The sequence below is a fragment of the Shewanella sp. KT0246 genome, from assembly GCF_019654955.1.
In the GTDB taxonomy this organism is placed as follows: domain Bacteria; phylum Pseudomonadota; class Gammaproteobacteria; order Enterobacterales; family Shewanellaceae; genus Shewanella; species Shewanella goraebulensis.
The window spans coordinates 35,873-51,223 of the sequence record NZ_BPEV01000027.1; the positions used below are offsets into that span (position 1 = coordinate 35,873).

The 15,351-nt window shown below is 39.3% G+C and carries 15 protein-coding genes; 12 read left to right on the plus strand and 3 right to left on the minus strand.

The genetic code is table 11. The annotated features are described in order from the left end of the window. Positions 1-118: 118 nt before the first annotated feature. From K5Q58_RS14165 to K5Q58_RS14220, 12 genes are all read left to right on the plus strand, one after another. The gene (locus K5Q58_RS14165; RefSeq protein WP_220754573.1) at positions 119-1,495 is read left to right on the plus strand and encodes an L-serine ammonia-lyase; all 1,377 of its coding nucleotides are present in this window, start codon (positions 119-121) and stop codon (positions 1,493-1,495) included. Between the two features lie 473 nt (positions 1,496-1,968). Next, positions 1,969-2,217 carry a hypothetical protein gene (locus tag K5Q58_RS14170; protein WP_220754574.1) on the plus strand — a complete coding sequence of 83 codons (249 nt, stop codon included), beginning with the start codon at positions 1,969-1,971 and terminating at the stop codon, positions 2,215-2,217. A 332-nt stretch (positions 2,218-2,549) separates the two neighbouring features. Beyond that, positions 2,550-2,939 (plus strand): hypothetical protein, encoded by a 390-nt coding sequence (locus K5Q58_RS14175; RefSeq protein WP_220754575.1) that lies wholly within the window; start codon positions 2,550-2,552, stop codon positions 2,937-2,939. 50 nt (positions 2,940-2,989) lie between these two features. Next, positions 2,990-3,814 (plus strand): hypothetical protein, encoded by an 825-nt coding sequence (locus tag K5Q58_RS14180; protein WP_220754576.1) that lies wholly within the window; start codon positions 2,990-2,992, stop codon positions 3,812-3,814. A gap of 42 nt (positions 3,815-3,856) precedes the next feature. After that, complete coding sequence (locus K5Q58_RS14185; protein ID WP_220754577.1) at positions 3,857-4,393, plus strand: phosphatase PAP2 family protein; 537 nt, start codon at positions 3,857-3,859, stop codon at positions 4,391-4,393. A 220-nt stretch (positions 4,394-4,613) separates the two neighbouring features. Beyond that, positions 4,614-5,252: a hypothetical protein gene (locus tag K5Q58_RS14190; RefSeq protein ID WP_220754578.1), complete on the plus strand. Its 639-nt coding sequence runs from the start codon at positions 4,614-4,616 to the stop codon at positions 5,250-5,252. A 400-nt stretch (positions 5,253-5,652) separates the two neighbouring features. Continuing rightward, positions 5,653-6,969 (plus strand): serine hydrolase, encoded by a 1,317-nt coding sequence (locus tag K5Q58_RS14195; RefSeq protein WP_220754579.1) that lies wholly within the window; start codon positions 5,653-5,655, stop codon positions 6,967-6,969. Between the two features lie 196 nt (positions 6,970-7,165). Beyond that, entirely contained in the window at positions 7,166-7,960 is a 795-nt protein-coding gene (locus K5Q58_RS14200) for an OmpG porin family protein (protein ID WP_220754580.1), read from the plus strand. 274 nt (positions 7,961-8,234) lie between these two features. Continuing rightward, positions 8,235-8,981, plus strand: a complete 747-nt coding sequence (locus K5Q58_RS14205; protein ID WP_220754581.1) for an HAD-IIA family hydrolase — start codon at positions 8,235-8,237, stop codon at positions 8,979-8,981. A gap of 326 nt (positions 8,982-9,307) precedes the next feature. After that, entirely contained in the window at positions 9,308-10,981 is a 1,674-nt protein-coding gene (locus K5Q58_RS14210) for a M28 family metallopeptidase (RefSeq protein WP_220754582.1), read from the plus strand. Positions 10,982-11,340: 359 nt separating this feature from the next. Next, complete coding sequence (gene asnB, locus K5Q58_RS14215; protein WP_220754583.1) at positions 11,341-13,005, plus strand: asparagine synthase B; 1,665 nt, start codon at positions 11,341-11,343, stop codon at positions 13,003-13,005. Positions 13,006-13,167: 162 nt separating this feature from the next. Further along, positions 13,168-13,662 (plus strand): GNAT family N-acetyltransferase, encoded by a 495-nt coding sequence (locus tag K5Q58_RS14220; RefSeq protein WP_220754584.1) that lies wholly within the window; start codon positions 13,168-13,170, stop codon positions 13,660-13,662. A 68-nt stretch (positions 13,663-13,730) separates the two neighbouring features. Here K5Q58_RS14220 and K5Q58_RS14225 read toward each other — a convergent pair whose 3' ends face one another. The 3 genes from K5Q58_RS14225 to K5Q58_RS14235 form a co-directional block, all read right to left on the minus strand. Continuing rightward, positions 13,731-13,940 (minus strand): DUF1289 domain-containing protein, encoded by a 210-nt coding sequence (locus K5Q58_RS14225; protein WP_220754601.1) that lies wholly within the window; start codon positions 13,938-13,940, stop codon positions 13,731-13,733. After that, positions 13,915-14,265 carry a VOC family protein gene (locus tag K5Q58_RS14230; RefSeq protein WP_220754585.1) on the minus strand — a complete coding sequence of 117 codons (351 nt, stop codon included), beginning with the start codon at positions 14,263-14,265 and terminating at the stop codon, positions 13,915-13,917. The genes K5Q58_RS14225 and K5Q58_RS14230 overlap by 26 nt, the downstream gene beginning before the upstream one ends. A 371-nt stretch (positions 14,266-14,636) precedes the next feature. Further along, positions 14,637-15,338, minus strand: coding sequence for a DUF445 domain-containing protein (locus tag K5Q58_RS14235; RefSeq protein ID WP_220754602.1), 702 nt, complete (start codon positions 15,336-15,338; stop codon positions 14,637-14,639). Between the last annotated feature and the right edge of the window lie 13 nt (positions 15,339-15,351).

A 15,351-nucleotide genomic window follows, 5' to 3' on the forward strand; every position in this document is an offset into this window, starting at 1 on the left:
AAAGGCTAGAGATACAGTTAACCAAGAATTGTTAAGCTGATTTTTAGCTTTCTCAGCCACCACGGTAAAATAATAAACGACTATAATAATAAACGACTGAGTATATAGGTTGATAACAATGATTAGCGTATTTGATATGTTCAAAATCGGTATTGGGCCATCGAGCTCCCATACTGTCGGACCGATGAAAGCCGGTAAGCTGTTTATGCAGCATTTAGCAAACCAAGGTTTGTTAGAAAAAACCGATGAATTACGTTCAGAACTGTTTGGTTCGTTAGGCCAGACAGGTAAAGGTCATGGTACGGGTAAAGCGGTTATTTTAGGCCTAATGGGTGAAGATCCTGATACCGTTGATACTGATGCCATTGATAACATTCTTGAGCAAGTTTCCGCTAATCAAATACTGATACTCGCTGATGGCCGCTCCGTTAAATTTACCCGTGATAACGGCATTACCTATCATCGCCGCAAAAGTTTACCCGCCCATGCTAACGCGATGACCTTATATGCATTTAGCCAAGGCGATTGTATATATGAACGAACTTATTACTCTGTCGGAGGCGGTTTCATTCTTGATGAAGATGAAATAACCCAAACTAACGCATCCCCAGCTACTCCAATCAAATCAGCTCCTTATGATTTTGATTCTGCTAGCCAATTATTGGATGTATGTTGTGATAATGGGTTAAGTATTTCATCGCTCATGATGGCTAACGAACTCAGCATCGCCTCAGAAGAAGACGTTAAACAAGGTTTGTGGAATATCTGGCAAACCATGAAAAACTGCATCGAACGTGGTTATCAAAAAGAAGGTATGTTACCTGGCGGCCTTAAACTTCGTCGCCGCGCCCCTGCGCTTTATCGTCGTCTGCAAGCCGAAGGCCGTAATAACATGGATCCATTAACAGCAATGGATTGGGTCGATTTATTTGCGTTATCAGTTAATGAACAAAATGCCGCGGGCGATCGCGTCGTCACCGCTCCGACTAATGGCGCAGCTGGCATCATTCCTGCTGTACTGTGTTATTACCACACCTTTGTGCAAGAAGTAGACATTGATGTATGTTGCCGCTACTTATTGACTGCTGCTGCCATTGGTATTTTATATAAGAAAAATGCCTCTATTTCTGGTGCTGAAGTCGGTTGCCAAGGTGAAGTGGGCGTAGCTTGCTCAATGGCTGCTGCTGCGTTAACCGAAATCATGGGCGGCACAGTCGAACATGTAGAAAATGCCGCTGAAATTGGTATGGAGCACAATTTAGGATTAACTTGCGACCCTGTTGGCGGCTTAGTACAAGTACCTTGTATTGAACGAAATGCAATGGGGGCAGTAAAAGCCATTAACGCTTCACGTATGGCACTTCGCGGTGACGGCAATCATAAAGTGAGTTTAGATAAAGTCATTAAAACCATGATGGATACCGGTAAAGACATGCGCAGTAAGTACAAAGAAACTGCCAAAGGTGGCTTAGCAGTCAATATCGTAGAGTGTTAACCATAATTTAACCCTAACCAATCATGCATGAATCAATGACATCTTCCAAAGAGGCTTTTTAGCCTCTTTGTTTGTTTTAATCAGTAACGTACCTAAAAGCATCATTAAAGCACTATCAAGACAGCTTACCTACAAAACTATAGTAGCGTTCAGATTCCAGTGTTATCAAATACTCAAAGCACTACACTCTTGGTAAAGGTTATCAATCGCAAAATCATAACTCGCACTTCGATAACTCGCTATTTTAGGAATTAGATACTGAGTTAACCATTACTAAATGTCTTTTTAATTACTAGTAACGTCAAGTCACCTTAATATTGTCTCATTGGAAATGAAGTAACTAATGTGTATAGAGTTCAAGCCGCAATTTATACACACCTCCCATATTTCAACCATAAGGCTTAATAAAAGCAAACAACAAAACAAAAAATCCTTAAACGATTACCTTTCTAAGGAATTTACAGGAACATTTAATGAAAATAAGAACAGAAGCTGTGCTCACTGAAGAAGATGTCATTCGCTACGGCCATGTTCATTTTATCTACAAGCTTACCGTTACATTTAAACCGACTCATGTAGAAATAAGTGGCTCGCAAGAAACGATTAAACGGTTCTTAATCAAGCATTGGTTTGCTGATGATTTTACTGCTTACGATGACTTTATGGTTGAATACTTAGCACACCTAAAAGACAATAAACCGCTGATGTTAAAAAAAGATTGAAATCCGCCTCAAATACAGACTAATTAATATGCCTGTTTTTCTAACTAAGGAACTACTTCAACCTAAAACTTATACAAACAGCGTAAATAGCTACAAGCATTAACCTCCCTCAAAAACACTCAATCTAGGCTACTTCGGTAGCTTTTTTTATGTCTGCAATTTAGTAACTACAGCGTAAATACATCACTAATGCTCACTATAAACGCCAGTAAAGCTTAGTGAACCTTCGTTTAATAACATACCCACATCGAGTCACCACCTACTGGTAGAAAAAATCAATCCAAGTGGAAAACTCCTTATCAATACCGACTTTAACTTACTAAGGAAACATCATGAAAAAATTAATAGCGACTATCGCATTCACCTTAACCCTAACAGTAGCGCCAACAATTCAAGCTGATGTACTGGCTCCTATTTCTAGTACATATGGTCACGTTAAAGCTTCATTGAATTTTGATATGACGCATACCGAAAACTTTAAGGCTTCAAATGGTCTTGAAATCAAAATCCACGCTTCAAAAAGCGACGACAACCGAGTGTTGGTGATGGATTCAAGCTGGTCTCCTTTTGCTTACCTTACCAGTGGTATTACTGAAACAAACGCTAAAGAAGCTGCAATGGAATATGCAAACACAAAAAGCATCGATGTTCAGCTAAGTAACCCTGAGGAGTACCACCACAACGGCTCTTACGGCTACGCATTCAACGTCGAAACTAAATAACATTAAACAACTAATGGGCCAAGCCCTCACTAACTCGAGAGAGAAATACAATGAAAACATCTGTAATCGCTTTATCAATCGCCTCTTTATTTGCTGGTTCTGCAATAGCTTCAACAACGGTTGATGTATATACAGAACATGCTGACTCAAAGAACCACGTTCAAAGCCTTAAATTAGGTCATCAATTTGATTTTGGAACTGGATTATCGATTGAAGCAAAAACTGATAAATCATTTGAACTTGGTCTTGAGCATCAGTTCTTTATCACTGACGGTTTCTACGTCACTCCAAGCGCTAAATATCTGTACAACAAATCAGACAACTTCCATGCAGAACGTGATGGAACATTCACTATTGATGATGTAATTCCAGGTGGTAGTGGGACACGTGAAGTCACTGGTTATCAAACTTTCGATACTATGGGTGAAGGCTCAGATGTAGCAATGTTTGGACTTGAAGCTGGTTATAGCTTTGATTTCGGCTTATTTGCAAGTGCTCGCTACCGCATGGAATATGCACAAGAAAACACAGGTTTCAAAGTTCAAATCGTTGAAACAATGGATGGTGGTTCAAATGTAGTTGACCAGTTTGAATTGTCATCTCAAAGCAAAATTGCTCGAACTGATTTAACAGTTGGTTATAACTTTGAATTGGTTTCACTAAAAGCAACTGCTATTCACGAAAGTGAAAAGAACAAAGATTTGGCAAACCTTTACAAAGGCATCGGTGCTAAATCTTCTGATTGGTCCTCTGAAGTTCGAGCAACATTCAATGGCTTAGATATTGTTAAGCCATATGTTCAATACACAGGTAAAAAGCTATATAGCGGCCTTAATGACGAAGCTATTCGTGTAGGTATTACCGCAACATTCTAAGTTCTCTCTTGCCAAGGACGGCAAATCCTTCTTGAGGTAATGATGAAAAAACTACTATTAGCTTTACCACTTTTATTTTCAGTTAACGCAAATGCAGAAAGCATCCATAGTGATTTAAGAACTTATGGTGATGTAGCTCAAGTTGCTATTCCACTAACAGGCTTTTTCGTTGCTTGGATGAAAGACGATACTGAAGGAATGTGGCAATTAGGTAAAACGGTTGTTTATACACAAGCAATCACTGAAGCAACTAAATATGTTACTGATGTTACTCGTCCTTGTGGTGGTGAACGTAGTTTTCCAAGTGGTCATACATCTGCCGCCTTCAGTGGCGCTGCTTTTTTGGATCACAGATATGGATTTAAATACGGCTTACCCGCATACATTGCAGCGACTGGAGTAGCCTATTCAAGAGTCAAAGCGAATAAACACTGGAACACTGACGTCATTGCTGGTGCGTGTTTAGCCTATACAGTGAGTTATTTTGTGACAAGTCGATATCGAGACCCTAACTTGACCATTGCACCGGTGTTAATAGGCAAAGATGCCCAGGGCATAAAAATCAGTTATACCTTTTAATGCCTTTAACACCTATCACTGAAGTCAGATATCTTACATCCCAAAAAGTATTGACGTTTATTACACATTACCTGTTAACGCAGAGGAAATTAGCTCTTGAACTGTTTTAAGTAGATTGTTTTTATTAAAGAATGCGTATTTATCGCAAAGCCTGTATTACTCAGGTAATATCAATTTACAGCAATCCTTTAATTAACCAACTTTTATACGAGCTAATAATATGGATGATTCAGCTAAATTAGAGTTTGCAAGCCTAATAACAGATCAAACGAAACTACTAGAGTTAATTGCACAAGTCCCTCATCAAGCCCTAAAACAATATCCAGCTTTACAAAAATACCTCGTCATCCAATCAGAACGTAATAAAGAATTACAACGAGCAATTAAAAATGGTGATTTCACCGAACAAGAGTGGAACTTATCTTTATACCGTTTGCTAGACAACTTAGGGTATGAGATGGTTCAGACCATTGATACGACGATTTTGTCTAATCGTGTTATTCACTTGGTGGGCGCTGATATCCATTCAATAGAAACCTTGTCCATCCAAGATATTGGCTCAGAAGTACTTTCAGAAATTTTGATTAAGATGGCAAACAGTGTCATTGATACAACTAAGGTTAAGGTCATCAAATACCCTTGGTTAGCTGAGAAAGGTAGAATTGATTTCGGATTTTACGCACAGCTGGATAAAGTTTATGCTGCATGGGTTGATGGCTTTACTTCACATTACAAACTCAATATGTGGTGCGAAAGTAATATTGGGACTAGAGCACCACAATCGTGCATAAAGTTTTTCAAAGAACATGGTAATCCATCCGAGATCAAAGAATGGCTAGAGTGGAAATCAACCCGATAAATTAACACTCAAACAAAACCCTATTCATCTATAAACTTATCCTAAAGTGGCGACGAATTAAGTCGCCTTTTTCTTGTTCAGTAGAATGAAACGTTATACAGCGCGATAAAACTTGAATGTCGAACCAAATATCAAAATACCAATTCAATTTATTGGTGAGCGTTAGCTGACGTTTAAAACATTTAAGCTTTTTATCACTTCCATTCATTTATTACTTCATTTCACTACTCACTTCATTTTAATAATCACTATAGCTAACAGTGATGCTTAGTAACGAGCAAATTGGCAATATGAACCCAAGACGAAATATTGACTACCAACATCATCCTTTGAAGCAAATTACAGAAAACTTAACTAAGTTTGATGGCATTGCCAAAGACGGTTTACTACTGAGGTTACTATGACAAAAACACTAATGGCTTTACCAATGCTTGTGGCTCTGAATGTTAATGCGGCAGAATTTCAAAGCCGTGACGAAGCATTTGTTGATAATGCCGCTCACCATGCGATTACGGTTGAGAATTGGGATCAAGGTGAAAATGCGGCATCTACTTTCACTAATGCGTATAAGTTTACTCACTCTTATAAATTGAACACTCAGGGCAACCATGAAGATTTAGGTACGGGTCAGATGAACTTCGACAACATATTTGTGGATGATGTTGATGGACAAATTAGCCTCAATACATTTTTACGTGATCGCGTTAAAAATCACTCAATGGTAGTGCTTAAAAATGGTCAACTAGTACACGAACACTACTGGAACAATATGAATGAAAATACGATCCACCTTGATATGTCAGTTACAAAGTCATTCACTTCGATGGCGGCTCAAATTGCTGTTGCGAATGGTCAATTGGACATGTCAAAACGGGTTATCGAATATCTACCTGAACTAAAAGGCACAGCTTGGGAAACTGCAACAGTTCAAGAAGTTTCAGATATGAGAACTTCAGTCGTCATCAATACACCGCCTCACTTTTCATGGGACCCAAGAATGACAACGGCGCAGAGTTATAATTCTCTTGAAGGTGTAAAAACTTATCCAAATGGCATTAATGATTACTTTCAGTTAGTAACTAAATTTAAAGGTTCTATGGGTGAAAAATACACTTACCAGTGTGTCAACACAGAAGTCCTCGGTAAAGTTGTTGAGGTAGCGACTGGTGAAAACCTTGCCAGTAACTTAGAAAGACTGTGGCAAAAAGTAGGAGCTAAAAACGATGTTTATTTGATGGCTGGACATGCTGGTGATGCAATGGCTTCAGGCGGTATGAATGCATCAACAAAAGATTTAGCACGAATTGGCAAGATGATTATCAATGATGGTAAAAACTATAGTGGTGAACAAGTTTTACCTAAAGCATTTATTGATAGTTTAATGAGTGGTAATGATGAAGTTCGTGCTGCTTGGAAGTTAAGCAAAGAAAGTGCGTTGGCTGACGGATGGTATAAAGATCAGTTCCGAGTTCTTAATATCGGCGAACACAAAATCTTAGCGATGGTAGGTATTCATGGACAAGTTCTCGCAATGGATTTTGATACTGATACTGTGATTGCAATGAATGGTGGCTATCCAATCTCAGAAACACCAAGAATGGCGATTTCAATTTTCTACAAAACAATTCCAGCCATCATCGAAGCATTAACTGAGCAACCTATTGGTACTTATTTAGATGAAAACGGTGAAGTCGTTATTGTTGGTGAAAGCAATTAATTTATCCTCAAACTAAAGGCTACCAACTTGGTAGCCTTTTTTATCTCTAGATTTCACTAAACATTCCACAAAAGCCTAGTAAACCCCATCGTACTACTATAACCACAACGTATACCCCCCCTTGTAAACCATATTGGCGATCTAGGCGAACCTTACGATAAACATTTAATTTACAACAAAATTTAGAGAGAAAGTCATGAAAAAGACATTGCTTACCTTATCAATCGCTTCCCTGTTTACTGGGTGTGTTGCAGCCACCGAGCTGCCCACTAAAGAAAAGGTTTCACCCAGTGATTTAACTCAAGTTAATTCGTTTGTGAGTGGATCATTGAACAATAACAAAGAAATAACTTTAATGGGTGGTGTTGCGGGTCAATATTCTGCTGGCAATGGCTTCTTGAGCTTAGTTGAACACAAATCAGCGACCACCCATGAGAATAATCGTTTAGCTCAAGATACTCGAGTCCGATATTTTCAAGTGTTCGATACTAACTTCATGTCCACTGAGCAGATTGGTTACAGCGTTGATTACATGAAATCTTGGAAAATGGACACAGAAGCTGTTGGATCAGACACCCTAGCATTGGGGGTAATAAGCAAATATACACTAACCGACTCATTATCAGTATACCCTAACGTTGCTTATGTCATCGGTAAAGCTAAGGGGAGCACAGGTCAACAAAGTGATGTTAAAGGATTCCAGACTAACTTATTTGCAAGTTATGCCATCAACGATTCAAGCTATATACTGCTGCAACCTCAATTTCAGCAGGTTAAATTATCGTCAAATACACAAAGTACATCAGCTGACGTTAACACTTTTAAGATAAAAACGGGCTTTGGCACTTCTATGGATGAAATTGGAAAATGGTGGCTGGAAGTTTCCCATACCTACACTGAAAATAATGCTGCAATAAAGTATGTTGACCAAAAAATAACTGGCATAAATAAAGATCATTTTTTTGATGTCATAGTTTCATACTATTTCTGAACACGAGTTCTAATTATTATGCCAAGGATGGTAAATGCTAACGCATTTGCAGCGAACAAAATAAGTATAAATACTCTCTTTAGGACTTACATAAGTTATCACCCATTTTTAGCGGCAATCAGCTTGTAAAGAGACAAATCAACACCAATTCGCCAGCAATTATAATACCGCAAAATTAATTAGCCTGTTTTTGGTTAATTCACGAGCATATTGATTGTTTTTTACATAAAAATGCCTTTAGATGATGACAGCATTCATCAATAAAGAGCAATCAATGAAAAATATTATCTGCGATATCGATGGCGTTTTACTGCACGACAATAAACTGATCCCTGGAAGTGATAAATTTATCCACAGAGTGCTCGAGCAAGGCAATCCTCTGGTGATTCTGACCAACTACCCTGTTCAAACTGGCAAAGATTTACAAAACCGCCTTGGTGCTGCAGGCATTAATGTTCCTGAAACCTGTTTTTACACATCAGCAATGGCTACAGCGGACTTTTTAAAGCACCAAAAAGGCAGTAAAGCATACGTTATTGGTGAAGGCGCCCTGACTCACGAGCTTTACAACGCTGGCTTTACGATTACTGATATTAATCCTGACTTTGTGATTGTTGGTGAGACTCGCTCATTTAACTGGGACATGATCCACAAAGCCTCCCGTTTTATCGCTGATGGTGCTCGCTTTATTGCTACAAACCCCGATACTCATGGTCCAGCGTACAGTCCTGCTTGTGGCGCCTTATGCTCACCTATCGAACGCATTACCGGTAAAAAGCCATTTTATGTGGGCAAACCAAGCTCATGGATAATACGCTCGGCGCTAAACCACATTAAAGGCCATTCAGAAAATACCGTCATTATTGGCGATAACATGCGCACCGATATATTGGCAGGTTTTCAAGCGGGTCTTGAAACGATTCTAGTCACCAGTGGTGTCAGCCAAATGGCTGATATCGATAAAGAACCGTTCAGACCTAATCATGTATTTAAATGTGCTGGCGATATCGATGTCGTATAAGTTTAAATCCTTAACCATGCTAAAGACTCAATCTTGTCTTATTTAAGTTTACAGAGCATTCGGTGATAACAGTCTCACTGTAATGCTCTGTCAAACCACTATAATTTAGATTAATCTGCTACACATCCATTCGGTTAACATTAGGTAACATAATTTCAGGCTTGGACACTTGTTTGAGATATTTGCTTGATTCATTATGCCTTCATAGTAATAACCCTTGTGTGCCTGAACCGTGAATTCACTGAAAGAAGTTCACCTATGAAATCGTTACGTTATTTTCTAAATTCTGGCCCCTATATCATCTAAAAATAACAATAGGATTACCTATGAAGCAATTACTCTCTTTATGTGCGCTTGCCTTATTAAGTGCATGTAGCCCACAAAATTCGGATAAATCCGAATCAGTACCTACTCCGACAGCAACAAAATCTGAAACGACCTCAGCGATAAGTTTTGATGAAGCGCGTTTTCGTAGCGATATTAAAACCCTTTCTTCTGATGAATTTGAAGGCCGCGCGCCAACGACTAAGGGTGAAAAGCTCACATTAGACTATTTGTCAGCTGCTTTTAAAGAAATGGGGCTAGACACAACATACCAAGATACCTACCTACAACCAGTGCCTATGGTGAGTTATACCGCAAGCGAAGCGCAAAAAATTAGCTTGGCTGGCATTAGCATGAACTACCGAAAAGATATTGTTTTAAGCACCCGTCATGACAAAGGTGGCGTTGATATTAAAGATGCCCCACTCGTTTTTGTTGGTTACGGCGTTAATGCACCTGAGTATCAGTGGAACGATTATCAAGATCTCGATATGAAAGGAAAAATCGCTGTTATCTTAGTTAATGACCCAGGGTTTGCCCATCCAGAGTCCGATAAGTTCAACGGTAAAGCCATGACTTACTACGGCCGCTGGAGTTATAAATTTGAAGAAGCTAGTCGCCAAGGCGCATTAGGTGCCATTATCATCCATGATACTGCGCCAGCATCTTACCCTTGGGCAGTCGTTGAAAACAGTTGGACAGGTGCTCAACAAGATTTGGTCTTCAGTCAAGAAATGCAAGATGCACGTATTGATGTTGAAGGTTGGATAACAATGGACAGCGCTAAAGCCCTATTCAAAAAAGCAGGTTTTGAACTTGACCCCTTAATGGCACGCGCAGCTGATAGCGCAATTAACTTAGATTTAAACCAAACCGCCGACATTAGTTTTTCCAGCAAAGCTGAATACGCAGACAGCTATAATGTTGTTGCAACACTTCCAGGAAGTGACGCCAGCCAAGAGCATATTTTGTTTACTGCTCACTGGGATCATATTGGTATTGATGAAACAAAAGATGGCGATAATATCTATAATGGCGCCCTTGATAATGCATCGGGTACCGCAGGTATATTAGAAATCGCTCGTCAGTTTGCTGCGCAAGCAAAACAAGGTAATGGGCTAAAACGCTCGCTGACTTTTATTGCAACAACAGGTGAAGAGCAAGGCTTACTGGGTTCGCGTTATTACGCAGCAAATCCAATTTACCCGATTGATAAAACCGTTGCGGTGTTTAACTTAGACAGCACAAATGTTTACGGTAAAACCCAAGATTACACCATCGTTGGTAAAGGTCAGTCAGAACTTGAAGCATACTTAATAGAAGCAGCCAAAGGGCAAAACAGAACTGCGACCCGTGAACGTAACCCGGCATCAGGCGGGTTCTTCCGCTCAGATCATTTTAGCTTTGCGAAACTCGGCGTACCTGCAGTATTTGCCGGTGGCGGCAGTGTTCCGCTAGATGAAGCGACTGCACAATATAAAGAAGCTATGCAGGCACAAATGAAAGGTTGTTATCACAATGTCTGCGACCATTATCGAGCTGACTGGGATTTATCTGGCGCATTACAAGACTTAGCTGTTTACTATCAAGCTGCGCAAGCACTGGCTAACAATCAAGATTGGCCGGGATATTACAAGGGTTCGGAGTTTAACAGCTTACGACCAGCTAAAGACTAACTCAGCTAGCCTCACTTACTTTACAGCAATATCCCTTGGTGAAACTTCCCAAGGGATTTTTGTTTAAATTAGCAGCAAATAAATCACTTTTCTCACTATTTTAATTTAGCTCGTCATGATTCCATAATCTCAAATAGGCTTATGGATTAATTGGCTAAAAATAAATATTCAACAATAATCCAACCCAATTCTTAATCGATCCTCAAAATCACCCCACATATAAACAAATTAACACCACCAAAAACACTAAAATAATGAGGATTGCTCAAAAAACACTATTGAACCTTACCTAAAATGCTGTCAAAGTAAATCTCAGATAAAGATTATTTAGTTAGTTTTACGTTTTCTGGAGCCACATTATGTGTTCAATTTTTTCGATTTTAGATATTCAATCAGACGCTAAAGAACTGCGTCAAGTGGCTTTAGAAATGTCAAAGCTATTACGTCACCGTGGACCAGATTGGTCTGGCATCTATGCTGATGATAAAGCGATTCTTGCCCATGAACGCCTTGCCATTGTTGACGTTGACCACGGAGCTCAGCCATTAATCAGCGAAGATGACAGTATCGTTTTAGCAGTAAATGGTGAAATTTATAACCATAAACAACTTAAAGAAGAGTTAGGTGAAAAGTACCGATACAAAACTAACTCAGACTGTGAAGTCATCTTAGCTTTATACCAAGAATACGGTGTAGACTTTTTAGACAAGCTAAACGGTATTTTTGCTTTCGTTCTTTACGATAAAACAAAAGATGCCTTTTTAATTGGCCGTGATCACATGGGCATTATCCCACTTTACTCTGGCCGCGATAGCTTAGGTAACTACTACATTGCCTCTGAAATGAAAGCACTAATGCCTGTATGTAAGACTGTAGAAGAGTTTAAACCAGGTCATTACCACTATTCTGAAGATACTGATTTAACCGAGTACTACCAACGTGATTGGCGTGACTATGATGCAGTTAAAGACAACCCTGCAAGTAAAGATGAGCTGCGAGATGCACTAGAAGCTGCAGTAAAACGTCAACTTATGTCTGATGTACCTTATGGCGTTTTATTATCAGGTGGTCTAGATTCATCCGTTATTTCGGCAATTACTCAAACGTTTGCAAAGCGTCGTATTGAAAACGACAGTGAAACCGATGCTTGGTGGCCGCAACTGCATTCATTTGCTGTTGGTTTAGAAGGCGCACCAGATTTAATTGCAGCGAAAAAAGTCGCTGACGATATTGGTACGATTCACCACGAAATCCATTTCACTTTCCAAGAAGGTTTAGATGCGATTAAAGAAGTGATTTATCACCTTGAAACCTATGACGTTACGACTATTCGTGCTGCGACTCCAATGTACTTAATGGCCCGTAAAATTAAAGCCATGGGTATCAAAATGGTGTTATCAGGTGAAGGTGCTGACGAACTGTTTGGTGGTTACTTATACTTCCATAAAGCGCCAAATGCACAAGCATTCCATGAAGAGTTAGTACGTAAATTAGATAAACTTCATTTGTTCGACTGCTTACGTGCAAACAAAGCTATGGCAGCATGGGGACTTGAAGCCCGAGTACCTTTCTTAGACAAAGAATTTATGGATGTTGCCATGCGCATCAACCCTGAAGCAAAAATGTCTAAAGATGGCCGTATTGAGAAAAACATTTTACGTGAAGCCTTTGAACATGCATTGCCACATGAAGTGGTATGGCGTCAAAAAGAGCAATTCAGTGACGGTGTTGGTTACTCTTGGATTGATGGTCTTAAGGACATTGCTGCAGAGCAAGTCGATGACTTACAACTGGCCAACGCTAAATTTAGATTCCCGTATAACACACCAGAATCTAAAGAAGCTTATTACTACCGCAGTTTCTTTGAAGAGTTTTTCCCACTAGAGTCTGCAGCGCAAACGGTACCGGGTGGCAAAACAGTGGCGTGTTCAACACCTGAAGCATTACTTTGGGATGAAAGCTTACAAGGAATTAACGACCCATCAGGTCGAGCTGTTAAAAACGTTCATGACAGCGCTTATTAATTATTAAGTTAATTTCAGTAAAGCCACCTATAAAGGTGGCTTTTTTGTATCGATCTTTAGAATTTTCACTTGCTAATTTATGTTGCTGTTTTAATGCAGATTACAGATAATTCACCACACATTTTCAATAGCAATACTGCTTTATTCTTCAATAGGTAACTTATGTCTGATGTGACCATTTTTCATTTAGAAATGAATTCAGCCGATCAACTAAAAGCTAAAACTGATGCGAAAGGGTTAACAGTGACAAAAGCTGAAGTTGCTCAATATGAATTTAACCGTTTTCTATATCAGTTTGTCGGCGCAGCTTGGGAATGGACTGACAAACTGGCTTGGACAGATAAGCAGTGGCAAGATTACAGTCAAGATAGCAAGCTTCATTTGTATGTGGCCTACTTTGAGGGTTCCCCTGCCGGTTACTTTGAGCTTCAGCAACAAGATAATGGCACTGTTGAGATTATGTATTTTGGACTTGGAGTTCGATTTATCGGCAAAGGCATGGGCGGATACTTACTAAGCCAAGCCATTGAACAAGCATGGGCTCTTGATAACACCCAAAGAGTTTGGGTGCACACTTGCTCGCTTGATCACCCTAGTGCGCTTAAAAACTATCAAGCTCGAGGGTTTACCTTGTTCAAAACAGAAATTGAAGCTTAAGAAAAGGTAATGTTTAAAGTGTAACCTTCTGAATAGTCGATTACGCTAAGCCTAATTCTTTCAAACTGTTATTCATCTAAAAATACTGGTTTCTTCACCAAACGCGCACGCTCTGCCAAATCAGCTAAGTGCGCTGTTTTATCCCTGTCATTCATCTTATGCCAGGCTAAAATCTCCTGATGAGTGCGGTTACAGCCTAGACAAACATCATTTTCATTTAAACAGCAATTAGCCACACATGGCGAGCGAACATCATTCAGACCAGACGGCATATTCATTCCCATTAATATCTGCAAAATGAAATCGCTTACCACCTGGGAAACTGAATACAGGTTTAAGAATTGCGCCACCAGCCGCTAAAATTTTACGCTCGCTGGTTTCAAGGCATTGGCTATAAAGCACAATTAATGGACAGCCCGTGTTTAGGCTAAAGCCCTGCTCTGCTTGGTAAAAGCCACCATCTATACCCACATCCAAAAAGCAGCTATATTCGGGTCCATAATCCTTAAAATGCCAACCAAATACTTCAGTAAAAAATACTTTTGTTTTGACTAAATCGAGGACAGGAATTTCTAAGTAGTTAATTTTATGATGTTGAGACATAAGTAACCCCTTAAGTAAGATGAATATTTTTGAAAGTTTGAAGATATAAAGAGTTTTTTCGAAATATCGGTGATATCTAACACACCCTAATTCGCTCTACGTTCTGTTCAGACTTTGAAAGTGTCTAGATCTTAGTTCAAAATAGAATAATTATCAGAGGATGTCGAACTTGAATGTAACAGCAGTAACTCATGCATTGCTGTACATAAATGACTAAACCATGGCCAGAATATCTAAGACCATGGTTTTATCAGAAAAATGAAGTATTTATAACTTTAAGTACAAACTTTCTGTTGCAAAACTTAAATGCAAAAGCTCTGATTTAAAAGTACTAATTCAAAAGTGCAGACTCAAAAGTGCAGAATAATAAATTACGACTGCAAAAATGCCGCTACTGCACCAATCAAACCACCGAAAACTCCACCCCAAACCACTAACCAACCTAAATGCTTGCGGATCATTTCTTGAATAATATCTTTGACCATTTCAGGAGTTAATTCATCAAGACGCTGATCAACAATATTAGACACTTTATCTTGCAAATCAGCCATAACATTAGGCTGCTCAAGCTCATTGATTAAAATTTGGTTAAACTCTTCGCTTTGAGTCAACTCTGTCAGTGATTGTTTCATCTTATCAATAAAAGGCTCTTTCAGCGGTATTAGTGCTTCAGTACCACCGAACATAGATAACATCCCGCCGAACGAAGAGTTTTCAACTGTCGTCACTAGTGCGTCAAAAGACGGTTCAAGATCCACTTTATCTATTACGGGGGTTAAATCGATAGCGCTTGCGCTATTTTCAGTCAGTAAACGATCTATATTCTCTTGAGTAAAAAACTGTTCCATCATCAGATGTTTAATACCCGCTTTAAACTCTTCAAATCTTGAAGGAATAACGCCTGAACCATATAACCCAGGAATTTTTTCAAATAGCATGTGCACAGCTAGCCAATTGGTTACCGCGCCAGATAAGGCAAATAATCCTATAGTAAATACCATGGTGATTTCTGCAAAATAGCCAATCAACACTAATGCTGCTGCAATGACATTCGTCACTAAACTCTTGTTCAACCTTAAATCCTCG